The sequence below is a fragment of the Nocardiopsis coralliicola genome, from assembly GCF_054779695.1.
This window is the reverse complement of record NZ_BAAGXT010000050.1, coordinates 1-24,741: the sequence shown is the minus strand read 5'-3', so window position 1 is coordinate 24,741 and position 24,741 is coordinate 1. Positions and strand designations below refer to the sequence as shown.

Sequence of the window (24,741 nt, the reverse complement as noted above, 5' to 3'; positions counted from 1 at the left end):
CAGCTTTTTCCCCGCGTGCGCCAGCACGGCCCGAGCCGTGCCCAAGCGCAGCGGAAAAAGGAAACGGCGCCACGGGCTCTCTTCAGCAACCCCAAAAAATGCTTCCGGGGACTCCGGGAAATGCCGCACCTCGATTTCTCGCGCCATTTTCCGGCCGGTCGCAGAAACGTTCCGCAGAAGCACGTGCCACCGGCACGTCGAGTTCTCGGGCCGCCGCAGCGGCCCCGATCCTCGTTGGAGACGCGATGTCCGTCCGCATCCTCGCCCTCACCCTGGGCAGCTTCGCCGTGAACACCGGCGCCTACCTGGCCACCGGGATGCTCTCCGATATCGCGTCCAGTACCGGCGTCTCTACAGCGGCCGCGGGGCAGCTCGTCGCGGTCTACGCGCTCACCTACGCCGCGGCGGCCCCCGTGCTGTCGGCCCTGCTGGACCACCTGGACCGCCGCGCGCTGCTGCTGGCGGCGCTGGCGCTGTGCTGCGCGGGCAACCTGCTCACCGCCGCGGCACCGGGATTCGACCTGCTGCTCGCGGCCCGGGTGGTGGCGGCGGTCGGCGCCAGCCTGTTCACGCCGATCGCGGTGGTGATGGCGGCCGACCTGGTGCCGGTGCACCGGCGCGCCAGCGCGGTCGCGGCCGTCGTCACCGGTTCGACGCTGGCCACTGTCCTGGGCGTGCCGGCCGGCGTGCTGCTGGCCGACAGCGTCGGATTCCGCGGGGCCTATCTCGCGGTCGCAGCGGCCGGCGCCGCCGCTTCACTGGCCATGCTGGCGCTGCCCCGCACGTCGCGGATGCCGCGGATGCCGCTGCGCGGCCGGTTCACCGTGCTCGCCGACCCCGCGGTGCTCGCCGTCCTCGGCGTCGCCCTGCTGGCGTCCCTCAGCGACTTCACCCCCTACACCTTCGTCGTCCCGATGCTCGGCGACCACGGCGGCCTCGACGCTGCCTCCGTGTCGGGCCTCCTGGTCGCCTACGGCCTCGCGGGGCTGGTCGGCAACACCCTGTCCGGCTGGGCCGCCGACCGCTTCGGCACCGGGCGGGCCGCCAGCGCCGCTCTGGCCGCGCTGGTCCTGGGGCTGGCGCTGATGCCGCTCGCCGGCGGGTCGCTGGCGCTGACCGCGGCCGCCGCGGTGCTCTGGGGGCTGGGCGGCTGGGGTGTCCTGCCCCCGCTCCAGGCACGCCTCATCGAACTGGCACCCGCGGCGGCCGGCGCCGTGGTCGCGCTCAACGTGTCGGTCGTCTGGTTCGGCATGGGGCTGGGCGGCGTCCTCGGCGGCACGGTGATCGACACCGCCGGCCTCGGCGGGCTCGCCCCGGCGGGCGCGGGCCTCGCTGTCGCCGCGGGCGCGGTCCTGGCGGTCTCCGCCCGCCAGCGCCGCACCGCGCGCGCCGCCTCCGTCCCGGCCGCCCGCGCCGAGGCGGCGGCTCCGGCGGAAGCGGCCCCGGCACAGGTCTGAACTGCCGCGGCGGGCGGCGGGGGCGGGGCGCTGCTGCGTCCCCCGCCCCCGCCGCTACTGCGCCGGCTGCTCGGCCGGCTCCCGCTGCGGCGGCAGCGCCCTCCCGAGGGCGGCCGCGAACGGCGCGGCGAGAATCGACACGGCGATACCGGTCAGCGCGGGTACCCCCAGGTCGAGCGCTGTCGTGGCGGCAGCGGCCGCGGTTCCGGCGAGGTAGGCGGCGGCGCCGGGGATGCGCAGCACGGGCACCGGCGCCTGCGGGTCGAGCCGCCCGCGCCAGGCCAGGTAGTACTGGCCGATCACCGCCCCGCCGATCGGCGGGATCGCCACTCCGAGGAGCACGAGGAACCCCTCCAGCGACTGGTGCAGCCCGGCGAGCGCGATGCCGGTGCCGAGCACCACGCCGCCGATCACGAACGGGCGCTTGTCGGCGACGCGGAAGAGAGCAGCGCCGGCCACGCCGAAGGAGTAGGCCGCATTGTCGTTGGTGGTCCAGAGGTTGGTGACGAGCAGCAGCACGCCCGCGGACAGCAGCCCCATCTGGAGCAGCGCCGCAGCGAAGTCCGGCTCGCCGAACGCCGCGGCCCCGATACCGCCGAAGCCCAGCATGAGCAGCTGGCACGCGAGGACGGCGACCGCGGAGGCCGCGAACGCGGCCCGGCCGGTGCGGGCGAACCGGGTCCAGTTGCCGGCCTGGGTGCCGCCGCTGACGAACGTGCCGATCATGATCGTCAGCGCGGCTCCGGCGCTGATCCCCGCTCCTCCGCCCTCCGCGGCCAGCATCGGCTGCCAGCCGCCGACTTCGCCGAGCGCGCGCGAGGCCGCCCACACGCACAGCACCAGCATCAGCGGGACCGAGACCCAGCTGAGGATCTCCAGGCCGCGGTACCCGAAATAGGCGCTGACCCCCATGAGCAGTCCGAAGACCACCGTCAGCGGCCAAGTGGAGTCGAGCCCGAGCACGCGGCCGAGCATGTCGCCGAGCACGCCGACGGTGACGCCGTACCAGCCGATCTGGGTCCCGCCGAGCACGATCGAGGCCCATGTCCCGCCGGCCCGGCCGAGGCAGTGCCGCGCCAGCAGGACGGGGGTGAGCCCGGTGCGCGCGCTGATAGTGCCGAGCACGGCGACGTAGGCGGCGAGGATCGCCGCCGACACCGCCGCCCACATCAGGAACTCCCCGTAGGCGAAGTGCACCGCAACCTGCCCGCCGGCGACCATGGTCGGCCCGAAGAACAGGAAGCTCACCAGCATGACCAGCAGCGACGGCATCCCGCGCCGCTTGTGCACCGGCACCGGGTCCAGCGGATAGTCCCGGTCCTCTGCGCCGCCGCGCACCGTCTCCGCCATCAGCGGCCCCCTCACGTTTTCGCAGGCCGCCGCAGCAGCGGCCGGACCGACCGTAGGGACCGCAGGTTTCTTGTCTGCTATGTACGCATTTCGCTCTGGTCACGGCCGTGGCAGCGCCCCTCCTTCCCCCGGGGGCGGCCGCCACCGCCGCCTCTCCCGGGTGCGGATGGGCGCAGGCGCGAGGCGGCCCCGCCCTCCTCGGACCGGCGGCGCCGGCGCCCTCAGCCGCGGGTTCCGGCGGGCTGCTCCGCCGCCGGCGGCGCCGAGAGCAGGGTTGCGGCAGCGGCGCGGGCGTGGCGGGCCGGGGACGGGTCGCCGGTGATCCCGGCCGAGACCATGGCGCCTTCGGCGAGGAGGAAGACCGGTTCGGCGACGGGCGCCCCGGTGGCGCGCACCCACTCGGCGAGCTGGTCGTGGAACGCCTGCTTGTGCGCGCGGACTTCGGCCCGCACCGCCGGGGACGAGGCACCGAGCTCACCGTGGGCGTTGATCCAGGCGCAGCCGCGGAAACCGGGCTCGCCGAACCAGTCGGCGAGCCAGTCGAAGACCGCGCAGACCCGCTCGCGGGGGTCCGGAACCCGCTCGACGCGGGCCGCGAGGCTGGATCGCCACCGCTGGTCGCGGCGCCGGAGCATTCCGACCACGAGGTCTTCCTTCGACGGGAAGTAGGCGTAGATCCGCTTCAGCGGCAGTCCCGATTCCACCCGGACCCGGTCCATCCCCACCGCCTGGATTCCGTGCCCGTAGAAGAGCCGCTCCGCCGCGTCGAGCAGAGCGTCGCGGTCGCGGTGGTTCCGCTCCTCGGTGACCGGGGCAGGCATCGGGCTCCTTGACGTTGAGAACGACCGTTCTCTACCTTAAGGGCCACCATCGGAGAACGCACGTTCCCGCCGCAAGGAGGCGCACCATGCCGGACGACCGGCCGCCGTACCCGCCGTTCACGCAGGAGACGGCGGTGCAGAAGGTCCAGGCCGCAGAGGACGCGTGGAACACCCGCGACCCCGAGCGGGTGGCCGCGGCCTACACCCCCGACTCGGTCTGGCGGAACCGCGACGCGTTCATCAGCGGCAGGGCGGAGATCGCCGCGTTCCTGGCCCGCAAGTGGGAGCGCGAGCTGGACTACGCGCTGCGCAAGAGCCTGTGGGCGTTCCACGGAGACCGCATCGCCGTCCGCTTCCAGTACGAGTGCCGCGACACCGGAGGGCAGTGGTGGCGCAGCTACGGCAACGAGCTCTGGGAGTTCGACGAGCGGGGCCTCATGCGGCGCCGCGAGGCGAGCATCAACGACGTCCCCATCGCCGAAGGCGACCGCCGCATCCGCGGCCCCCGGCCGCACAGCGAGCACGGGGCCGGCATTCCGCTGCAGTAGCGTCCGGCATGTGCCTCCGGCGAGCTCGCGGAGGAGCACCGAAGAGCCTCGACGCCACCACCCGCGGCAGTGGCCCGGCCCGCCGCCGAGCACGCCGCGGTGCACCGGACGAGCCGGCATCGGGCGGAGCCGCCCCGCCGTCCGATCCGGCACAGGGTCCGCGCCGCTCCGGCCGCACCGGCGCTGCCGCGCAGAGGCCGGCGGCAGGGCCCTGGGCCTGCACGGCGGCGCCGGGCCGCTTCCGCATGCCCCGAATCCGGCTGCCGCCGCCGCGCACCGCCGGAACGAGCGCGGCCGGAAGCGCGTCCCACCTCCGGCGGCCGCGCCGGAACCGATCAGGCCGCCGGTGGGGGCGTGATGAACGACAGCGGACCCGCTCAGGGGGCGCTGGACCGCAGGGAGCGGGCGGCGCTGCTGGCCATGCCGACCGACGGCTTCGACCTGCGCGTGCGGGTGCTGGAGCGGCTCCGCGGACGGGGGCTCGCCGAAGTGCACCCCGACGGGGACCTCTGGGTGCTCACCGCCGCGGGGCGCAGGCTCCGCCGGAGCCTGCCCGAGGCCGCCCGCCGGCCGGCCGCAGAGGCCCCGCCCCCCGCGGGCGGCGCGGAGCGCCCGGCGCTCTCCCCCGACCTCGACGGGCTCGACCGGCTCCGCATCACCGCGGCACTCCGCTCGGGCGCCCCCTCCCCCGCCCCCGTCCCGGAACCGCCCGCGGCGCGGCCGCTGCGGCCCCTGCTCAGCGCCCGCACCGCCGTCCGCCTGACCGCTCTGCTCGTACTCTCCGGGCTGCTGCTGATGGCCGCGGCGCCGCCGATCGGAGTGCTGGTCCTGGCCGGCTCGGCCGTCCCGGTCGGAGTGTCCGCCGCCGTCCGCTTCCGCCGCCTCCGGCGCGGCACCGGCGGCCGGCCGGAGCCGGGCCCGCACGGGCGGAGCGCGGACGGCTCAGCAGAGCTGCACCGCTACCGCGGCCGCATCATCGGACCCGCCGGCCTCGGACCCGCCGAGGCCGACCTCCTCCGCCGCTGCATCCACGCCGTCGACGCCGTCCTCGGATCCTCCCTGCACCGCGACGGCCTCCTGCTGGACGCCGCCCGCAACCGGGCCGTCCTCGAAGACCTGGAGTGGTCGGTTGCGCAGAGCCTGCAGCGGCACGCCCGGATCAGAGCCGAGATCGCCGCGCTCACCGACGGCGGCCGCCGGCCCGACCCCGGGGCCGACCGGGCCCGGGCCGAGCTCGAAGCCGACGCCGGACGCGTGCGCGCCCGCGTCGAGCGCATCGGCGGCTACGCCCGCGCCGTGCTCGCCGCCGAAGGCCCCGGCGCCGGGGACCACCGCACCGCCCGCCTGGACGGCCTCGCCCACGACCTCGCCGCTTCCGGCGCGGCCCACCGCCACGACCAGGAAGCCCTGAACGACCTCGCCGAGGCCCAGCGGTCCGCCCTGTCCCTCGAAGCCGACGCCGGCCCCGCACATGAGTGACCCGCCCGGACGGCAGCGCCGCCCCTCCCGCTGACCGCGTCTCGGCGGCGAGCTCCTACACCGGGCTGCGGTCAGGCCTGCGCCGTGCGGCCGACCAGGGATCGACCGGCACGGTGCCGGTCGCGCGGCCGGTGTGCGGATCGAGCAGGCGGCCGTAGATCTTGGTGCTGCGCAGCACCACGCGCCGGTCGGCGACACGGATACCGGGAAAGCCGCCGGTGACCCGGCCGCACAGCTCGTCCAGCTCTGACAGCTGGTGCAGGCTCGCGATCAGGACGATGTTGGCCGCGCCCACCACCCGCGCACACAGGCGCGTCTCCCGCCAGGCGCCGATCTCGGTGACGGCCCGTTCGGCCGCGGTGTCGCCGGCCTCCAGCAGCAGGAACACGCCGAGCGGCAGGTCGAACAGCGGCCGGGCCACGTCGCAGCGCCAGATCAGCTCGCCCGACGCGGCCAGCGCCGCGACCCGGCGGCGCGCCGTATGCTCGGGCACACCCGCCGCCCGCGCCACTTCGCGCATGGACGCCCGGCCGCGCGCGTTGAGGTGGCGGAAGAGGGCGGCGTCACCGGGGCCCAGCGGCCGCACCCGGGCGGGCGGCTGGCCGGGCGCAGGCGCGACCGCGCGCGACTCGCCGTCCGACAGGATCCCCTGCCGCCAGTGCACCCCGCCGTGCAGCGCACCGAAGACGCTGTGCCGCACCTGCAGTGCACCCGGCACCGCGGAGAGCTCGTCCGCGAGCACGTCCGTCAGCGCCGCCAGGCCGTCGGCGAGGACCACGGCGAAGAGCTGGAAGTCGCCGGTGGTCAGCCCGACGGTGATGATGTCGGGCCGCCGGGCCAGCTCCGCCGCGATACGCGCGGCGTCCCCTGGAGCGCAGCGCACCTCCAGCACCGCCCCCAGCGAGCGGTGCTGCCCGATCGCCGCGCTCACCCAGGCGAGGCCGCACTCCTCCAGCCGCCGCCACCGCCGCGCCGCCGTCACCGGCGCCACGCCGAGCGCGGCGCCCAGCTCGTCCCAGGTGGCGCGGGGGTTCACCTGGAGCGCATCCACCAGTTCGAGGTCGGCCTCATGGACCCGGTGTGTCATGAACGGGAACTATATCCCCGATACCCGTCGGAAAACTTCACCGGGTGATTCCCCGAGTCAATTCCCGTCGCATCCGGGTGTTCTGCGGCTCCGTCCCTAGGGTTACCGGCCAGGCCCTGCCGACGCCGTCCAAGGAGTGCCCCCCGTGTCCGATTCCCCGCGGACCTCCGCCGCCCCCGCCCGCCCGGGCGAAGAGGACCAGGTCTACAAGAAGGTCGGGCGGCGCCTGCTGCCGTTCCTCCTGCTCTGCTACACGTTCGCCTACCTCGACCGGGTGAACATCGGCTTCGCGAAGCTGCACATGCAGGAGGAGATCGCGCTCACCGAGGCCGCCTTCGGCCTCGGCGCCGGCCTGTTCTTCCTCGCCTACGCCGTCTTCGAAGTGCCCAGCAACCTGCTGATGGAGAAGATCGGCGCCAAGCGCACCATCACCCGCATCATGGTGCTGTGGGGCCTGGCCTCGGCGTCCATGGCCTTCGTGCAGAGCGAGGCCATGTTCTATGCGCTCCGCATCCTGCTGGGCGTCTTCGAGGCCGGCTTCGCGCCGGGCATCATCCTCTACCTCACCTACTGGTACTCCGCTCGCCGGATGGCCGCCGCCATGGGCATCTACATGCTCGCCGGGCCGATCGGCTCCATCTTCGGCTCCGGAGTGTCCGCGCTGATCATCACCGGCACCGACGGCGTCGCCGGCCTGTCCGGCTGGCAGTGGATGTTCCTCGTCGAGGGCCTGCCCTGCGTGGTGCTGGGCTACCTGTTCTGGCGGATGATGGCCGACCGCCCGCAGGACGCCCACTGGCTCTCCGCCCGGGAGAAGGAGGTCATCGCGGCCGCAGTGGCCCGCAACCGGTCGGCCGGCACGCACAGCTTCGCCGCGGCGCTGAAGAACGGCCAGATCTACATCATGTCGGCGGCCTACTTCGGCATCATGTGCGGCATCTACGCCATCAGCTTCTGGCTGCCCACCATCCTCCAGGAGAACGGCGTGGAGGGGACGCTGGCCATCGGCTTCCTCACCGCCGTGCCCTACCTCTTCGCGATCGCGGCGATGGTGGTGCTGGGCCGCACATCCGACCGCTACCAGGACCGGCGCTGGCACACCATCGTGCCGACTGCGGTGGGCTGCGCGGCCCTGCTCGCCTCATCATTGACCGGCCACGTGTTCGCCGCCTCCTTCAGCGCGATGATCGTGGCGACGGCGGCGGTATGGGCGGCCTACACCGTGTTCTGGGCGGTGCCGGCCGAGCACTTCGCCGGGACGGCGGCGGCCGGCGGGATCGCATTCATCAACACCATCGGCATCCTGGGCGGTTTCGTCAGCCCCTACCTGATCGGACTGGTCAAGGACACCACCGGCAGCACCCAGCTGGGGCTGACGGCGATGGTGGCGCTGCTGGCGCTGTCCACGGCGGCGCTCTTCCTCATCCGCCACCCCGGCCGGACCGGCGCCGGCACCTGACCGCCGCCGCTGCCGGAGCCCCCGGCGGCGGCACCGCCCGGCCGCTCCGCACTTCCACCGCACCCGCCGCGCCTTTCGGGAGGACGCTCCGCCATGGCACCGAGGATCCTGGTCGCCGGATTCCTGCACGAGACCAACACGTTCGCCCGCACCCCGGCCGACTACGCCAACTTCGTGAACGGCGAGGGCTTCCCGCGAATGCACCGCGGCGCGGAGGTGCTCGACCTGGCCGGAGTCAACGTGCCCGTCGGCGGGTTCGTCCAGGCGGCCCGGGAGCGCGGCGCGGACCTGCTGCCGGTCGTCTGGTGCGCGGCGTCGCCGTCCGCTCCGGTCACCGGCCCGGCGTTCGAGCGCATCTGCGGCGACATCGTCGGCGCCTGCCGCGAACTGCGCCCCGACGCCGTCTACCTCGACCTGCACGGCGCCATGGTGACCGCCGCACACGAGGACGGCGACGGCGAGATCCTCGCCCGGGTGCGGGCCGCGGTCGGCCCGGACGTCCCGGTCTCGGTCAGCCTCGACCTGCATGCCAACATGACCGACGCAATGTTCGCGCACGCCGACGCCATGACCGCCTACCGCACCTACCCGCACGTCGACATGGCCGAGACCGGCCGGCGCGCCGCCGACCTGCTCTTCCGGCTGCTCGGCGGGGAGCGGCTGGTGCTGCACCGGGCCCGCATCCCGTTCCTCGTGCCGATCAATTCCGGCAGCACCCTGCTGGAGCCTGCCGGGGAGGTCTACCGCCGGGTCGCCGCGGTGCCGGACAGCGAAGCCGCACTCACCTTCGCGGCCGGCTTCCCTGCCGCCGACGTACCCGGCTGCGGCCCGGAGGTGTTCGGCTACGGGCCCGGCGACTCCGCGGTCGCAGCGGCGGTGGCGGAGCTGCGGGACCTGGTCCTGGCGCGCGAGGAGGCGTTCGCGCTCGACGTGCTCGGCGCCTCCGCCGCGCTGGACGCCGCCGCGGCCGCCGCAGCGGGGCCGGTGGTCGTCGCCGACACCCAGGACAACCCGGGCGCCGGCGGCGACGCGACGACGACGGGGCTGCTGCGGCTGCTCCTCGAACGCGACCTCCCCGGGTCGGCCCTCGCCGCGATGTGGGATCCGGCGATCGCGCACCGCGCCGCCGAGGCCGGCGCCGGCGCGGTGCTGGACGTCGAGTTCCCCGGGTCGGGCGTACCCGGCGACGCCCCGCTCGCCGGCCGCTTCGAGGTCGCCGCGGTCACCGACGGCCGCGTGGTGTTCGACGGGCCGATGATGCACGGAAACGTCCTCGACGTCGGCCCGTCCTGCCTGCTGCGCTCGGGCAACGTCGCCGTGGTGGTCAACGCCCGCAAGGCGCAGATCATGGACCGCAACCAGGTCCGCGCGGCGGGCCTGGCACCGGAGGACGCGTCGGTCCTGGTGCTGAAGAGCTCGGTGCACTTCCGCGGCGACTTCCAGCCGATCGCTGCGGCCGTCCTCGTCGCCACCGCGCCCGGCCCCATGGCGGCCGACCCCGCCGCCCTGCCCTGGACCCGCCTCCCCGCCGGGCTGCGCACCTCCCCGGGCGGCCGCCCCTTCGCGGGGTAGCCGCCCGGCCCGGCCCCGCACCCGTGCCGCGGGCGCGGGGCCGGTCGGCGTCACACGAACACCGACAGCCCCAGGATGAGGGGCAGCGAGATCAGCGACGCCAGGGTCATCGGGATGGCGTGCGTCTTCACGGTGCCGCGGGTGGTGAAGCCGAGCAGCGACTGGAACATCCAGAAGAAGTTGCTGCTCACGTGCGGCAGGAACAGGGCACCCGAGCCGGCGGCCAGGGCCACCAGCACCAGCGGGACGTCGAGGGTGGCGGCGATGGGGGCGAGGATGCCGGCGGCGGTGATGCCCGCCACCGAGATCGACCCGAGGGCCACGTGCAGGACCGCCGCGACGAGCCAGACCAGCAGCAGCGGCGGGAGGAACCCCGCCGAGAACGCCCCGCCCAGGACCTCGGCCATGCCGGACTTCTCGATCACCATGCCCAGCGAGCCGCTGATGCCGCTCAGGACCAGGATGGGCCCGGCCTGGCCGAGGGCCGTGCCCACGGCGCCGCCGATCTCCTCGGTCGAGCGCACCCGGGCGGCGAGCGCGTAGGCCAGCGCCGCCCCCAGCAGGAGCGCCACGACGGGGTCGGTGAGGAACACGACCGCGGGGGCGTCCACCGACAGGTTCTCCGCGACAGCGCTGCCGGCCACCAGCACCAGGGCCAGCAGCACCGGGGAGACGGACACGGGCAGCGGCCACTCCCGCCGGGCGGCCGCCGCCGGCGCGGAGGCGTGGGCGGTCGCCGTCTGCGGGCTCCCCGAACCGGCCTCCGGCGCATCCGTCCGGCCGCCGCCGGCATCGGCGGGGTCCGCGCCGGTGCCGCGGGGCTCGCCGGCATCGGCCTCCTCCAGCTCGTCGAGCGCGGGCCGCCACTTCACCACGCGCAGCAGCGCGGCGAAGGCCAGCATCGTCAGCAGCGCGGTGGGCACCCCGACGGCGATCCCGAAGACGAACATCTGCCCCAGGGGGACCCCGAGGATGGCGGCGATCGCGACAGCGGCGACCCCGGGGACCACGAAGACCAGGCCCACCTCGATACCGGCGGTGAGCGCACCGCCCATCAGGGCGCGGCCGTCGCGGCCCAAGCGCGGGCTGAGCCGCCGCGCCAGCGGCGCGGAGAGCACCAGCGCCACGTCGGAGTAGATCGAGGTGAACAGGGTGCTGAGCGCACCGGCGAACACGTAGGGGACACTCCGCCTGCTGAACACCCGAAGGATGGCCTGCACCAGGCGCTCCATGGTGTCGGTGACGGTCAGCAGCGCGCCGAGGATGACCCCGAACGCGATGAGGATGCCGATCTCGCCCATCACGTCGGCGAACCCCGCGGCGACCGCCTCCGTGGTCCCCTCCGGCCCGGTCGCGGTGGTCAGCCCAAGGAACAGGGTGCCGAAGAGCAGTGCGAACACCGGTGGGATCTTGAGCCACGTGATGGCGAGGACGATGCCGAGGATGGCGGCGGCCGTCGTGGCGAACAGCGCGATCTGGTCAGGCACGGAACAGCTCCACGTCGTGGTCGGGGGGCACCGCGCCGCGCCGCCGGCAGCGGTGATGTGGAGCACATCCTGACGACCCGGAATGATTCCTGTCCAAGACGCATATGCAGCCGAACCGATAGCCTCCGCCTATCGGCTGCGGCGGCCGCTCCCCGCCGCCGCGCTGCGAGGGAGGGCACCAGTGGACGTCCGGCAGCTCCGCGCCTTCCTCGCCGTCGTCGACTACGGCGGCGTCCGCCGCGCCGCCGACCACCTCTTCGTCGCCCAGCCGTCGCTGACGCAGACGATCCGGCGCCTCGAAGCGGAGCTGGGCACCGAGCTCTTCATCCGCAAGGGCCGGGGCCTGGTCCTGAGCCCCTCGGGCGAGGCGCTCGTAGACCCCGCGCGCGCCGTCGTGCGCGCCCGCGACGTGGCGCGGGAGACCGTCGCCGCGGTCGACGGCCTCCGCGGCGGGCGGCTGCGCATCGTGTCCATGCCCTCGCAGGCGATCAGCCCGCTGACCGGGCTCATCGCCGCGTTCGCCGCCCGCTACCCGCTGGTCGACGTGGCGGTCGCCGCCGCGGACCGGCCCGACGACGTCCGCGATGCGCTGCACCGGGGCGTCGCCGAGATCGGCGTGCTCGCCTCGCCCCGGATGGCCCGGGACGCCGCCGGACTGCACCGGGTCCCGCTGGAATCGCAGTCGTTCGTGCTGATGGCCCGGGACGACGCTGCGCTGCCCCCGGGCGCCGGCCCGCTGGCCCTGGGCGAACTCCGCGGACTGCGCCTGATCGCCGGCCAGCCGGGCACCGGCATGCGCCGGGTGGCCGACGCGATCGTGGCGGCGGCGGAGGACTGCCGGATCGCGGTGGAGGTCGAGCACCGCGAAGGGCTGCTTCCGCTGGTCCTGAGCGGCGTCGGCGCCGCCGTGGTGGCCGACTCCTGGCGCCCGCTCGCCGACGCCGTCGGCCTGCGCGTCCGGCGGCTGTCAGTGGAGGACCGGCTCGACGTGGCACTCGTCTGGCCGCACCAGCAACTCAGCCCGGCGGCCGCCGCCTTCGCCGACAGCGCCGGCCCCGGCGGCACCGCCCCTCAGCGCGGCAGCGCCCGGTAGCGCGGACCCCGTCAGCGCTGCGCGGGCGCCGCGCCCGCACCGCCGGTCCTGTCAGCGCCACCACCCCCCTGCTCGGCGCGGAGGAAGCCGCCGCTCTGCGAAAAGGCCCGGTGCCGGCCGCAGCCGCCGTCCCCGGCGGCGCGCCGCCGCAGCGGCCCCGGCGCCGCCGGGCGGTCAGCTCCGGGGCGCCGCCAGCGAGAACCGCGGGGCGGGCGGGGCGGCGCCCTGGGCGAGGTCCGCGGTCCAGGCGCCGACGAGGGGCGCATACTTGGCGCCGTGGCCGGAGCAGGGCGAGGCGATGACGAGCGGGCCGGAGCGGTCGAGAAGGAACTCGTCGTCGGCAGTGGAGGTGTAGAGGCAGGTGGCCTCGTTGAACGGGACCGGTTCCAGGCCGGGCAGCCAGCGCCGGACGTAACCGGTGACGCGGTCGCGGGCCCGCGGGTCGACCGTGCCGGAGCGGTCCCGGGGCGTGGTCGGGCGGGCCAGCGGGTCGCGGTACTCGGCGATCTTGCGGGCGTCGCCCGGCCCGCCGTCGCGGCCGCCGGCCAGGCTGTAGACCGCCGCACCGCCGTGGTGGATCACCGAAGGGGCGTCCGCCGCCAGTCCGGAGCGCGGGAAGTGGAAGACCTGCTGCTGGGTGACGGTCAGCGCGGGCAGCGGCAGCAGTCCGCCCAGCAGTCCCGGCAGCCAGGCGCCCGCCGCGACCACGGCCCGGCGTGCCCGCACGGTACCGCGCGCCGTGTGCAGGACAGCCGCATCCGGTTCGACGGTGATGCGCTCGACGGGCGTGTGCGCGTGCACCTGGGCGCCGTGCGCACCGGCCCGGTCGGTGAAGGCCTCGACCGCCGCGCCGGCGTCGACGGTGCCGGCCTCGGCGTGGAACAGGACGCCGCCGTCGAAGCGGAATCCGGGCCAGCGCTGCTCGGCAGCCGCGGGGCTGAGCCGCTCGAAAGGCACCCCCTCGCCCTGCAGCGCTGCCGCGGTCGCCGCGAGCTCCGCCGCGCCGCCGTGGTCGATACCGCCGGTCAGGCGGAGCAGCGGCCGCCCGGCGTCGTCCTCCAGCTCGCGCCAGAGCTCCATCGCCCGGCCGGTCGCGCGCACGTGGAACGGGTCGGTGTAGGCGCGCCGCACGATGCGCGCACTGCCGTGCGAGCTCCCCTCGCGGTGCCCGGCCGCACTGCGCTCCAGCAGCAGCGGCTCCCGCCCGCGGCGGGCCAGCTCCCACGCCGCAGCGGCACCCGTCAGCCCGCCGCCGACGACCGCGGCCTCCACCTCTCCCGGCAGTTCCGCCACGGCGCTCCTCCCGCTCTCGCCCGCATCCGGCGCGCACGGCGCCGCTCCGGAGGCCATTCTCCCGACCGCCCGCCGCCGTGCGCCACGCGCCCCGGGCGCACCCGCCCGAGCTCCGCCCCTCAGAACTCCTCGTAGACCGCGGGGTCCTGGTCCTTGAGCCGCCCGTCGGCGCGCGCGAGGGAGGCGATCGCGGCCATCTGGCTGTCGTCGAGCGCGAAGTCGAACAGGTCCAGGTTCTGCCGCTGCCGCTCCGGCGAGGCCGCCTTGGGGATGGGCACCGCGCCGAGCTGGTGGTGCCAGCGCAGGACCACCTGCCCGGGCGTGCGCCCGGTCTGCTCGGCGATGCGGGTGAGCGCCGGCTCCTCCAGAACCGCGCTGCCGCGGCCCAGCGGGCTCCAGGACTGCGTGCAGATCCCGTGCTCCGCGTCCCACGCGCGCTGCTCGTCCTGCGGGAAGTAGGGGTGCAGCTCGACCTGGTTGACGACGGGCGCCACGCCGGTGGCCTCGGTGATCCGCTCCAGGTGCTCGGGCAGGAAGTTGCACACCCCGATCGAGGCGATGAGGCCGTCGCGCTGCGCGTCCACCAGCGCCTGCCACGCCTCGGTGTACAGGCCCTGCGCAGGGTTGGGCCAGTGGATGAGGTACAGGTCGATGAAGTCCAGGCCGGCGCGGAAGACGGACTCCTCCACGGTGCGGCGCGCCTTGTCGTAGGACTGGAAGCGCCCGGGGAGCTTGGAGGTGACCCGCACGTCGGCGCGCGGCACCCCGGAGCGGCGCAGGCCCTCCCCCACGGCGCCCTCGTTGCCGTAGTTGAACGCCGAGTCCAGCAGCCGGTAGCCGGTGCGCAGCGCCGACGCGATCGCGTCGGCGCCGGAGGCTCCGTTCAGCCGGTAGGTGCCGAAGCCGACGGCGGGCAGCGGCGTGCCGTCGGCGAGCGTGGTGGTCGGGATGGTGGCGGGCATGGCGCTCGGCCTCCGGTCGTCGGTGCGGCATCGGTGTCGCGGCGGGGGTGCATCCGCCCGCCGCAGGCGCTGCGCGGCCGGGTGCATCCGGTGACCGACCCTAGTCCGGCGCCCGGGCGCGGCAAAGGACGCGGCGGGGGCGCGCGGCGGCCCGCGCCGCCGACCAGCGGGAGCGCTCCCAGCGCCGCAACTGCGGGCCCACTGCTGCGCCGCCTGAGCGCCGCGCCATGATGAGGGCACTGCCAGCTCCGCAGCGCCGCCCGGCGGGCCGCGGGACAGCGCCGGCCGGGGGGACTTCCGGCCCGCATCGGGCGATCCTTCGCCTCTAACCGCAGTTCGCGCGGGCGGGTGTGGTGGAGGCGGGGGGAGACCGGGCAGCGGAGGGGAGCGGACTGCGGAGGATGGACGTCGACCAGGTGGCCGATGAGCAGCTCAGCGGCGCGTGGCGCGCGGCCGAGGACGCCGCGCGGCGCGCCCCGTCGGTATGCGGCACACGGCCGTGGACGGTTGCGGTGCGCGGGTCCCGCATGCGGGTGGGTACCGACGACGCCCGGCGTCTGGCCGGCGCCGCCCCCGGCGGCCGCGAACTGGTACTGAGCTGCGGCGCCGCGGTGTTCAACGCCCGTCTGGCGCTCCGGGCGAGCGGCGTGGTCCACCGCGTCGCGCTACTCCCGGACCCGTCCAGCCCGGGCCTGCTGGCCGAGATCGCCGCCGGCCCCCCGGAGCGCGGCACCGCCGGTGCAGCGCCCGGCGACGGCGACCTGCGCCTGTTCCGCGCACTGCCGCTGCGGCGCACCCACCGCGGCCCGTTCCTGACCGACATCGACGACGTGGCAGCCGTGCGCGCACTCATCGCGGCGGCCGCCGGCGAAGGCGCCCGCCTGGAGCCGGTGACCGGTCCGGGCCGGATCCGCGCTCTGGCCGGCCTGGTGTCGGCGGCCGAGCTGCTGCAGCGCGAAGACGATCAGCGCTGCGCTGAGCTGGCATCCTGGGTGCGCGGCCCCAGCGACCTGCGTCCGGACGGGGTGAACGCGGCCGACTTCCCGGCCGAGGGCGGCGCCGGCGCCGCCGCGGCGGGCTTCCCGGGGCGCGACTACGGCGCCTCCGGGCGCACCGGGATCCTGCCGGTGCGCGGCGACGCAACCGGGACGGTCGCCCTGCTGAGCACGCCCGGCGACGACCGCGCCGACTGGCTGGCAGCCGGCCACGCACTGCAGCGCGTCCTGCTCACCGCCGCGGCCGAAGGGATCGCCGCGGCCTTCCACACCCAGCCGCTCGAGGAACCGCACCTCCGCCGCTTCATCGCGGAGGGCTTCTGCGACGGGGCCCACCCCCAGATGCTCCTGCGCCTGGGCCGCCTGCTCCCCTACGGCACCCAGCCCGCCGCACCCTAGACCGTGCCGGCGGCCTGCCGCCCGGCCGCCGGCACGCCGAGCAAGCGGAATCTCCCCCGCGGCGCCGTGCCGCCCGGCGAGGTGCCCGCATCCCCGGCCGGACGGACCGGCACCAGCGCTCCCGTGCACAGCCGACCCCCCTCCGGGAAACCCGGCCCTGGTGCACTGCGGCTGCCGCTGCCCGGCAGCCGCGTGCGGCTCGGGCCGATGTTCACGCGCGGGCCCCGGCCCCTCACCGTGCGGCGCCCGGCCGGCCCCCGCCCAGGACCGTCCCGGCAGCCTGCTCCCCGGTGGGCGGCGCACTGCCGGGACGTCTGGGGGCACAACGTCCCGGGCAGCCACCCGCACCGGGACCCTGTGCCGGTGGATGCGGTGGGCCGCCGCGACGCGGGCGCCCGCCGCGCGATCGGATCGGCGGTCCAGGACGCACGGCAGCGCGCGCAGCGGCCGGCCCGGCGGACTGCGGGGGGCGGCTCCCGGTCAGGGCCGATCGCCCCCGGGAGGGCGGCGCACGGCATCTGCTTCGGCGCAATTGCGTTTGGGACCGGTTATGCCCGGAGATCCGCTCGGCCCGACACAGCGCGTAGCGGTTCCGATCGGCCGGGCGGGGCCAGGTCAGCGGAGGGGACTGCGGAGAAGGTCCACGGATTCCCGCATTCGCCCCTCACCCCGCGTCTGTGTCCTCTAGACTCCCGGTGAGAATCCGCCCCGGTTCTGCACGGTCGGTTTTGCACGGCCTGGCTTGCACGACGATGCCTGCGATCGGGGAGACCAGAACATGGCCGCACGACGGATCCCGGACGCCCCCTCCGCGTCCGAGCCGCCCTCCGCCGCGACCCGGCTCGACCTCCTCTCCAACGCGCTCTCCGCCTCGGGCACACTGCAGGGGGTCGGCGAGCTGCTCACCCACACCGCCGGCGCCGCCGCCGGAGTGGCCGGCGCCCGGCACGGCGTCGTCGGTGTCACCGCCGCGCTCGACGGAGTCGAGCGCTACGTCGCCGACGACGGTTCCGCGCACCTCGCTGCCGCCCTCGGCCATGGCCCGGGAGCCCTCTCCCTGCTGGCGGCCGGCAGCGGCCCCTGTTCCGTGCCCGTCCCGGCCGAGGACCCGGCGTGGCGCGCCGCAGGCCCGCTCCCCGACCTGGTCGCGGTGCCGCTCGAAGTGCGCGGCGAGTATCTGGGCGCGCTGTTCGCCCTCGGGCTGCGCGGCGCGGCACCGCAGAGCGGAACCACTCCGCTGTCGGCGCTGGCCGCCAGCTGCGCCGTGGCGCTGGACAACGCACGGCACCGGGCCGAAGCAGAGCGCCGCCGCCGCTGCCAGCAGGCGTGCGACGAACTGTCCGCATTCACCGGCGCCGGACCGGCCGAACTCCTGGAGCGCACGGCCGCCGGGGCGCGCCGGCTGTGCGGCGCGCAGGTCGCCGCCATCGCCGTACCCGCCCCGGGCGGCGACGAGCTCGTCGTCGCCTGCACCGACGACGGCGGAGCCGCCGCACCCGCCGACGGCACCCCTACTCCCGCCATCCGCACTGCGCTCAGCGCCGTCGCCGGGCGGCGGACGCCCCTGGACGCCGGGCCGGCCGGGCGGGTGCACCGGTCCGGCGAGCAGGTGGAGCTGGCCGAAGCGGCAACCGAGCCGCTCCTGCGCGGACTGGACCTGGGCTCAGCGATGCTGCTCCCGCTGTCCGGGCGCCGCCCCGACCGCGGCGTCCTGCTGCTGGGCCTTCCGGCCGGCGCAGGGTGCCCGGCGGGCGCCGCGGAATCCCTCGCGGTCTTCACCAAGCACGCGGCCCTGGTCCTGGAGGCCGCCGAGACACGCGCCGACGCCGGCCGCGTCAGCGTCCTGCGCGACCGCGAGCGCATCGCCGAGGAGCTGCACGACGCCGCGATACGCCCGATGTCCTCCGTCGCGATGTCGCTGTCGGGCACCGTGCACCGCATCGCCGACCCGGACCCGGCGCGCCGCGTACAGCGCGCCGTGGACGACCTCGACGCGACGATCCGCCGCACCCGGGACGCGGTCTTCGCGTTCAACGGCGCCGACGCGGGGCAGCGGTCGCTGCGCGGCGGAGTACTCGACGTCATCGACTCCGCCACCTCCGACGCGACCGACGGTGCGCCCCGGGTGACCGTCGGCCTGCGGTTCGACGGCCCGCTGGACGCCGTGCCGGACCCCGTCGTCGGCGACGTACTCGCGGTACTGCGGGACGCCCTGTCGGGCGCCGCCCGGCACGCCTCCCGCGCCGAGGTCAGCGTCGCCGTCACCACCGAGGAAGGCAGCGCGGCCCAGGGCGCTGCGGAGCGCCGCCGCCGCCGCGGCGGCGGACACACCCTGCAGCACCGGATCCCGGCCGCTCCGCAGCAGCGCCGATGGCTGACCGTGGAGGTCGTCGACGACTGGGCCCGCCCGGCGGGCCTGGTGCCGCTGCCGCTGGAGCGCTCCGCAGCCCGCCTCGACGGCGCCTGCACCGCCACCCCCACCGCCGGCGGTGGAACCCGCCTCGTCTGGCGCGTCCCCCTCCCCGCCTGACCCTCCCCCGGCTGCTCCCCGCACGCCCCTGCAGAGACCGCGCGCCTCAGCGGGCGATGGCGACCGGGATCTGTGCGTGGTGCAGCAGCGAGCGGCCGACCGAGCCGAGGAGGAGACCGGTGAAGCCGCCGCGGCCGCGGGAGCCGACGACGAGGAGGTCGGTGCCGCGGCTGGCCTGCAGCAGGGCGTTCGCCGCCTGGTCCTCGACCACCGAGATTTCGACCGGGACGCTCTCCGTGGCGGCCGTGCGGGCCCCGTCCACTGCGGCCTGGGCCCGCTCCAGCGCGGCCGCGGCGAACGCATCGCGGTCGAAAGCCGGCTCGTCGGCGGCAACGGGCGGCACGGTGAACGGCACCGGCAGCTGCCAGGCGTACACCGCCGCGACGGCCGCGCCGGACGCCGCGGCCTCGGCCAGCGCAAACCGCAGCGCCGCTGCCGCGTGCTCGGAACCGTCCACGCCGACGGTGATCCGACCGGCACGCGGAGTGTCGAACGCGGCACCCGGCGGCACGACGACCACCGGTACCGCGGCGTGTGCGGCGACCCGGTCGCCGACCGAGCCGAGGAAGAGCGAGCCCACACCGCCCAGGCCGCGCGAACCGACGACCGCCATCGCGGCGCCCTCAGCGGCGCCGATCAGCGCCGGCGCCGGATCCTGCAGTGAGTACTCCGAGCGCATCCGCACCCCCGGATGCCGCTCGGCGACCCGCTCGGCCGCCGCGGTGAGCAGCACCGACACCCGGTCGGTGATCTCTTGCGACGGGTTGATCCGGACCGCGGCCGCGAACGGCATCGCGACCTCCGGCATGCTCAGGGCGTGCACCGCCGCCAGCCGCATCCCCCTGCGCTGCGCCGCGTCCGCCGCCCAGTCCAGCGCCGCCCTGCTCGTCTCCGACCCGTCGATCCCCACCACGATCTCCGGCCCGTCCGCCGCCCCGCCGTACTCGCCCATCGCACCGTCCTCTCGTCTCCCACCAGTGTCACCGCGCAGCCGCCGCTCCACCTCGGCCAGAGGGCCGTGTCGCGCCGTCCGGATGGCCTCCGGGGGAGCGCGGCCCGCCAACCGTGCGCCCTGAACCGGGGCAAGGAGGCACCAAGCGCGGCGGCGGCTCCGCCCGCAGCGGCGGTGCACTCACCAGTCCGGCCCGGGGCAGCCGCGGCCGCGCCCCGCCGGATCGAAGCGGAGGCGGCCGCCGGTGGACGCGGCGACCTGGGCGGACAGCTCCGCCCAGCCCGCCGCGGTCAGCCCGCCGGAGTCGAGGATGTGCCGCCGGCTGCCCGGCGCGCTCCCCCACACGCGCAGTGACGGGACCGGGTCGTGGCGGTCGGTGCAGAAGGCGATATGAGTGACGTCGTCCCACCGGACCCGCGTCCGCACCCGCCACTCCGGGCCTCGAAAGGTCCGCCACTCGATCTTCACCACCAGCACGGCCGGGTCGGCTTCGATCCGGACTCCGTTCCCTTCGACGGTGCCGCTGCGCCCGCGCTGCAGCCGGCGCCGCGGCTGCTCCGTACGCGCGGCGCGCCCGGGATCCCCCGTCCGGTCGGCCGCGTCCGGGCGGCGCCGGTCTGGCGGCGGCCGCCGCAGCCGCAGCCACCTGCGGAAGCGCTCTCTGAGCTTCACTCCGATCACCTCGGCCGGAGGCTACGCCGCACCGGCCCGGCGCACGCGGAAAGTCCGCATCCGGCCGCGAGCCGTGCGGCAGGGCCGGACCTGCCGGTTCACTGCGCTCCGCGGGCGGCGTCGAGGACCTTGCGCGCGTCGCGCTCGAACGTCCGCCGGCAGGCCGCCATGAGCAGGCCGCCGGCGGCCATCGGCCCGATCAGCCACCAGAACCCCGCGACGAGCGACCCGGTGGCATCGGAAGCGGCGCCCACCGCGAGCGGGCCGGCAGCGCCGCCCGCGGTGAGCAGGAAGTTGAGGAAGGCGAAGCCGATCCCGCGGGACTCGGCGCCCACCACGTCGGCGACCGACGCGGTGATACACGGGATGGCGATCGAACTCAGGGTGGAGGCGAGGGCCAGCGCAGCCGCCAGCACCGGCAGGGTGTCCGCGGTGACCGCCAGGCCGAGGCCGATCGAGCCGGCCACCACACCGAGCCCGCCGACGAGGACCCGGCCGCCGCGGAGCGCACCGTGCACCCGCCGCCCCAGCCAGGATCCGATCAGGGTGCCCAGCACGACGCCGAAGACCGAGGTGGCACCGGAGACCGTGCCGGCCAGCCCCACCCCGGCGCCGAAGTCGCGGCTGATCAGCGACGGCAGCCAGAAGTGGATCCCGGTGATCCCGGCGGTGAGCAGCATGAGCCCGACGGACAGCAGGACCAGCGTGGGGGTGCGCAGCACGTCGGCCGCCTGCTGCGCGAACGGCGGTGCGGCCGGCGCCGGCGCTGCCGGGTCGGCGGCGTCAGGGCCGGCAGCCCTCTGGCCGCGCGCCGCGGCACCGGTCACGGGGCCGCTCCTGCCGCTGGCCGCTCCGCCGCCTCCGGGTCCCGCTCCGAGCTCGTCCTCCGCTTCGGCGCGGGCGATGACGGCGTCGATGTGGCCGCGGCGCGGCTCGCGCAGCCGCAGCACGAGCAGCGCGCCGATGAGCCCCGGCACAGCCATCACGGCGAACGCCAGCCGCCAGCCGGCGATCTCGCCGAGGAGCCCGGCGAGGATCAGCCCGATCCCGCCGAGGTAGGTGGTCATCCGGACCAGGCCGTAGACCTTCGGCCGGTTGGCCGGCGGGTAGTAGTCGGCGAGCAGGCTGCTGGCCGCCGGGTTGTCGATCTGCTCGGCGGCGGCCAGCAGCACGCGCATCGCGTACAGCATCGCGAAGCCGACGGCCAGCCCCGAGCCGAGCGTGGCCAGCGCCCAGACGAAGACCACGACGGCGATGATCCGGGTGCGGCTGCGGCGGTCGGCCAGATATCCGGCCGGGATGGCGAGCAGCGCCGACGCGATCGCCGCGGCGGTCGGGATACTGCCGGCGGCGGCGTCGCTGACCGCCCATTCCGCCTGGATCAGCGGGAGGAGACCGCCCAGCAGGGCGTGTTCGACCCGGTCGATGAGGCCGACGGAGAACAGCACCAGCAGCGGCGCCCACCCGTAGGGCGCGGGGTCGGCGGCGCGCACACCGCCGGCCGGCGGATCGCCCCACCTCCGCCGGGCCGGCCGCGTCTGGTTCGCCGTCTCCCGCTGCGGCCCGGCCATGGCACCTCCGGCAATCCCGTTCCCAGATCTGGATGGCGTGCGGCAGGGCCCGCGGGACCGGGGCAGCGCCGGTGCTGCCGGGGCGCGGGGCGCAGGGGCCTATTCGCGGGCGGCGTCGAGCACCCTGCGCGCGTCGCGGTCGAAGGTCCACCAGCAGGCCAGCATCGCCAGACCGCCGATCACCTTGGGCACGGTGAGGATGTAGAAGGCGACGTGCAGCGACCCGGTGGCGTCGGAGGCGTACCCGACGGCCATCGGGCCGACCGCGGCGCCGATCGTGAGCAGGAAGTTGAGGAAGGCGAAGCCCAGACCGCGCGTATCGGCGCCCACCACGTCGGCAACCGAAGCCATGACGCAGGGGATCGCCAGCGCACTGAGCACCGAGGTGAGTGTGAGCAGGACGGTGAACAGCACCGTCGATTCCGTCATCAGGGCGCCAACCAGCAGCAGCGACCCCGAGACCACGCCGGACCCCGCCACGACGACCCGCCCGCCGCGGATGGCGCCGTGCGCCCGCCGGCCGAGCCAGGAGCCGATGAGCGTACCGATGATGACGCCGACCACGGAGGACAGGCCGGCGATGGAGCCGGCGGCGCCGGTTCCCACGTCGTAGGAGCGGGCGATCAGCGACGGCATCCAGAAGGTGGTCCCGGCGAGGCCGGCGGTGAGCATCATCAGCCCGAGGGAGAGCAGCACCAGTGTCGGATTGCGCAGGACGGCGGAGAGCTGGCGGCCGAACCGCGGCGTCTCGGTGACCCCGGCCGGCGTCCCGGCCTCCGCCGGCGCCCCGTCGGCTCCCGCCTGCGCCGGACCGGCCTCCTCGGAAGCCTCCGCCGCCTGCTCGCGGGCAGCGATGGCGTCGAGGACACCGCGCGGCGGCTCGCGCAGCCGCCACACGACCAGCGCGGTGATCAGGCCGGGGATCGCCATGACGACGAAGGCGCCGCGCCAGCCCAGCGCTTCGCCGAGCACCCCGCCCAGCAGGGTGCCGATCCCGCCGAGGTAGGTGGTCATCCGCACCAGGCCGTACACCTTGGGGCGGCTGACCTGCGGATAGTAGTCGGCGAGCAGGCTGGAGGAAGCGGGGTTGTCGATCTGCTCGGCGGCGGCCAGCAGCACGCGCATCGCGTAGAACATCGCGAAGCCGACGGCCAGCCCAGAACCGAGTGCGGCCAGCGCCCAGCAGAAGACGACGACGGTGATGATGCGGGTGCGGCTGCGGCGGTCGGCGAGGAAGCCGGCGGGCAGCGCGACCAGTGCGGAGGCGACGGCGGCCGCCGTGGGGATGCTGCCGGCGAGCGTGTCGCTGATCCCCCACTCCGCCTGGATGAGCGGAAGCACGCCGGACAGCATCTGGTGCTCGATCCGGTCGACCAGTCCGACGAGGAACAGCACGGCGAGGGGCGCCCATCCGAACGGTGCCGGGTCCGCTGCCCGGATTCCCGCGGCCGGCGGCGCGCCCCACCGTGGGCGCGAGGGGGTCGTCGCGGCCATTGCGCTCCATTCCTAGAAACTTCTTCTAGTAATGGGATGCAGGGTGCCATGCGTCACAGCGCGGCGCTAGAGGAGCAGCGGCGGTTCTCTGCGCGGTCGGCCGGGGGCGCAGCCTCGCGCCGGGAGCCTGCGCGCCCGCGGAGCGGTTCAGCGGAAGCTGTCGATGTATCCGCCCCAGCCCATCCCCTCCCAGCTGATGGTCAGGGTGAGCCCGTCCACCTCCACCGTGCCCTTCTGGCGCATCTCGGCGCCGACCGCCTGCAGGGCCGCGTCATCGCAGTCGAGTTCGATGGTGGCGGGGCCGCCGTCCGAGGCGGTGATGCTCCCCGGGCAGGACATCTCCCCCCGGGTCTGGACCTCGCTGCCGTCGATGGTGAGCACCTCGATCGGGTTCTCCTCTGATGCCGCTTCCCATTCGCCGTCCACCCCGCCGCAGCCGGCGAGCAGCAGTGCGACCCCCACCGCGGTCCCCGCCCAGCGCACCGCATTCGCAACCCTCATCGGCCCTCCCCATCGTCCGCGTGCCGCACCGGCACGGCACAGTCCTCCGAAGCGAAAGGAATCTATCGGCATTCGCGGACGATTCCGCGCTCTTCGCCGCCACTGCCCTCCCGAAGTGGTGTCTCCACCCACTCCCCGGTGGCATCGCGGCACCTGACGACTGGCCCCGAACCGGACTGGACCGTCTATCCGCGGGGCGCGTCGGGGTGGGCCGCCTCGACCTGGGCGAGGGGGTCCATGCGGCGGAGGAGGTCCAGCGCGGCCTCGGTGACGGTGTCCGCTTCCGCCGCGCTCGGGCAGACGGCCACCTCGCGGGCCGCCTCTCCGATCACCACGGTCAGCACCGAGACGGTGAGGCGGGCGACCGCACCGCCTCCGGCCTCGAGGAGGACGGTGTTCTGCCGGACCCAGTCGGCGCCGCGGCTGCGGCGCAGCGGCGCGAAACCGGGCGGGCCGTCCATGGCGGCGAACAGCCGGACCAGGTCCCGGCGCTCCCAGGACTTGCGCAGGTAGGCGCGGGCGCCGGCGGAGAACTGCTCGAAGCGGTCGGCCTCGCCTGCGGCGCGGGCGTCCGCCACTGCGGCGGAGGACGCCTGCTCCAGGTCTTCCTGGTGCAGCTCCCACAGGGCGAGGTAGAGCTCGGTCTTTCCGCCGAAGTGGTGGTAGAGGCTGCCGACGCTCTGCCCCGATCCCTCCACGATGTCGGCCACCGTCGCCTCGGCGAACCCCTTCGCGGCGAACACCGACCGGCCGGCGTCCAGGAACGCCCGGCGCGTCTCGGCGGTGCGGCTCCACACCCAGGCCCCGCTGCCGCGCGTCCGCTCGCCGGCCCTGCGCACCATCGCCCGCTCCTCCTCGGTTCGGCACCCTCCGTGGGGTTCAAGGATGCCACCGCGCACCGCGGCCCGCCCGGATCAGGCCGGAGCGGGCCGAGCGGGCGCGGGCGCGCGGTCAGGGCCGCGCGGCCGGTTCCGCGGCGTCGGCCTCCCCCTCGCCGCCGCCGGCGCCCTCGGCCGCTG

20 protein-coding genes are annotated in these 24,741 nt (G+C 75.6%); 8 read left to right on the top strand and 12 right to left on the bottom strand.

The genetic code is table 11. The annotated features are described in order from the left end of the window. The first annotated feature begins 245 nt into the window (after nt 1–245). Nucleotides 246–1,457 (top strand): MFS transporter, encoded by a 1,212-nt coding sequence (locus ACYVGT_RS24350; RefSeq protein ID WP_460862734.1) that lies wholly within the window; start codon nt 246–248, stop codon nt 1,455–1,457. A 54-nt stretch (nt 1,458–1,511) separates the two neighbouring features. On the opposite strand, the gene codB is transcribed toward ACYVGT_RS24350, so the two are convergent. Both codB and ACYVGT_RS24340 read right to left on the bottom strand, forming a co-directional pair. After that, nucleotides 1,512–2,807, bottom strand: a complete 1,296-nt coding sequence (gene codB / locus ACYVGT_RS24345) for a cytosine permease (RefSeq protein WP_460862733.1) — start codon at nt 2,805–2,807, stop codon at nt 1,512–1,514. A gap of 221 nt (nt 2,808–3,028) precedes the next feature. Then, nucleotides 3,029–3,628, bottom strand: coding sequence for a TetR/AcrR family transcriptional regulator (locus ACYVGT_RS24340; protein ID WP_460862732.1), 600 nt, complete (start codon nt 3,626–3,628; stop codon nt 3,029–3,031). An 86-nt stretch (nt 3,629–3,714) separates the two neighbouring features. On the opposite strand from ACYVGT_RS24340, the gene ACYVGT_RS24335 reads away from it, so the two are divergent. Beyond that, on the top strand, nt 3,715–4,176 hold the full coding sequence (locus ACYVGT_RS24335; RefSeq protein WP_460862731.1) for a nuclear transport factor 2 family protein: 462 nt from the start codon (nt 3,715–3,717) through the stop codon (nt 4,174–4,176). A gap of 357 nt (nt 4,177–4,533) precedes the next feature. After that, nucleotides 4,534–5,655, top strand: a complete 1,122-nt coding sequence (locus ACYVGT_RS24330) for a hypothetical protein (RefSeq protein WP_460862730.1) — start codon at nt 4,534–4,536, stop codon at nt 5,653–5,655. Nucleotides 5,656–5,710: 55 nt separating this feature from the next. On the opposite strand, the gene ACYVGT_RS24325 is transcribed toward ACYVGT_RS24330, so the two are convergent. Then, nucleotides 5,711–6,742 (bottom strand): AsnC family transcriptional regulator, encoded by a 1,032-nt coding sequence (locus ACYVGT_RS24325; RefSeq protein ID WP_460862729.1) that lies wholly within the window; start codon nt 6,740–6,742, stop codon nt 5,711–5,713. A 145-nt stretch (nt 6,743–6,887) separates the two neighbouring features. On the opposite strand from ACYVGT_RS24325, the gene ACYVGT_RS24320 reads away from it, so the two are divergent. Next, on the top strand, nt 6,888–8,201 hold the full coding sequence (locus ACYVGT_RS24320) for an MFS transporter (RefSeq protein WP_460862728.1): 1,314 nt from the start codon (nt 6,888–6,890) through the stop codon (nt 8,199–8,201). 93 nt (nt 8,202–8,294) lie between these two features. Beyond that, a complete protein-coding gene (locus tag ACYVGT_RS24315; RefSeq protein WP_460862727.1) occupies nt 8,295–9,773 on the top strand; it encodes a M81 family metallopeptidase in 1,479 nt (492 codons plus the stop codon). Between the two features lie 50 nt (nt 9,774–9,823). Here ACYVGT_RS24315 and ACYVGT_RS24310 read toward each other — a convergent pair whose 3' ends face one another. Beyond that, entirely contained in the window at nt 9,824–11,260 is a 1,437-nt protein-coding gene (locus ACYVGT_RS24310) for a GntP family permease (RefSeq protein WP_460862726.1), read from the bottom strand. A 181-nt stretch (nt 11,261–11,441) separates the two neighbouring features. Between ACYVGT_RS24310 and ACYVGT_RS24305 the strand changes: the two genes are divergently transcribed. After that, the gene (locus ACYVGT_RS24305; protein WP_460862725.1) at nt 11,442–12,353 is read left to right on the top strand and encodes a LysR family transcriptional regulator; all 912 of its coding nucleotides are present in this window, start codon (nt 11,442–11,444) and stop codon (nt 12,351–12,353) included. Between the two features lie 174 nt (nt 12,354–12,527). On the opposite strand, the gene ACYVGT_RS24300 is transcribed toward ACYVGT_RS24305, so the two are convergent. Together ACYVGT_RS24300 and ACYVGT_RS24295 are read right to left on the bottom strand one after the other, a co-directional pair. After that, entirely contained in the window at nt 12,528–13,646 is a 1,119-nt protein-coding gene (locus tag ACYVGT_RS24300; protein ID WP_460862724.1) for an FAD-dependent oxidoreductase, read from the bottom strand. A 119-nt stretch (nt 13,647–13,765) separates the two neighbouring features. Next, nucleotides 13,766–14,608 carry an aldo/keto reductase gene (locus ACYVGT_RS24295; RefSeq protein ID WP_460862721.1) on the bottom strand — a complete coding sequence of 281 codons (843 nt, stop codon included), beginning with the start codon at nt 14,606–14,608 and terminating at the stop codon, nt 13,766–13,768. Nucleotides 14,609–15,009: 401 nt separating this feature from the next. Between ACYVGT_RS24295 and ACYVGT_RS24290 the strand changes: the two genes are divergently transcribed. Further along, nucleotides 15,010–16,002, top strand: coding sequence for an Acg family FMN-binding oxidoreductase (locus tag ACYVGT_RS24290; protein ID WP_460862718.1), 993 nt, complete (start codon nt 15,010–15,012; stop codon nt 16,000–16,002). A gap of 778 nt (nt 16,003–16,780) precedes the next feature. Further along, nucleotides 16,781–18,532: a sensor histidine kinase gene (locus tag ACYVGT_RS24285; protein WP_460862715.1), complete on the top strand. Its 1,752-nt coding sequence runs from the start codon at nt 16,781–16,783 to the stop codon at nt 18,530–18,532. A gap of 46 nt (nt 18,533–18,578) precedes the next feature. Here the strand turns inward: ACYVGT_RS24285 and ACYVGT_RS24280 are convergent, their stop codons facing one another. The 6 genes from ACYVGT_RS24280 to ACYVGT_RS24255 all read right to left on the bottom strand — a co-directional run bounded on the left by ACYVGT_RS24280 (nt 18,579) and on the right by ACYVGT_RS24255 (nt 24,564). Further along, nucleotides 18,579–19,484, bottom strand: coding sequence for a universal stress protein (locus tag ACYVGT_RS24280; protein ID WP_460862713.1), 906 nt, complete (start codon nt 19,482–19,484; stop codon nt 18,579–18,581). A 180-nt stretch (nt 19,485–19,664) separates the two neighbouring features. Then, nucleotides 19,665–20,156: a hypothetical protein gene (locus ACYVGT_RS24275; protein ID WP_460862712.1), complete on the bottom strand. Its 492-nt coding sequence runs from the start codon at nt 20,154–20,156 to the stop codon at nt 19,665–19,667. 98 nt (nt 20,157–20,254) lie between these two features. Continuing rightward, a complete protein-coding gene (locus ACYVGT_RS24270; RefSeq protein WP_460862710.1) occupies nt 20,255–21,727 on the bottom strand; it encodes an MFS transporter in 1,473 nt (490 codons plus the stop codon). A 99-nt stretch (nt 21,728–21,826) separates the two neighbouring features. Further along, nucleotides 21,827–23,221, bottom strand: a complete 1,395-nt coding sequence (locus tag ACYVGT_RS24265; protein WP_460862709.1) for an MFS transporter — start codon at nt 23,219–23,221, stop codon at nt 21,827–21,829. A 147-nt stretch (nt 23,222–23,368) separates the two neighbouring features. Beyond that, a complete protein-coding gene (locus ACYVGT_RS24260) occupies nt 23,369–23,722 on the bottom strand; it encodes a hypothetical protein (RefSeq protein WP_460862707.1) in 354 nt (117 codons plus the stop codon). A 185-nt stretch (nt 23,723–23,907) separates the two neighbouring features. Next, nucleotides 23,908–24,564, bottom strand: coding sequence for a TetR/AcrR family transcriptional regulator (locus tag ACYVGT_RS24255; RefSeq protein ID WP_460862706.1), 657 nt, complete (start codon nt 24,562–24,564; stop codon nt 23,908–23,910). Nucleotides 24,565–24,741: the final 177 nt, after the last annotated feature.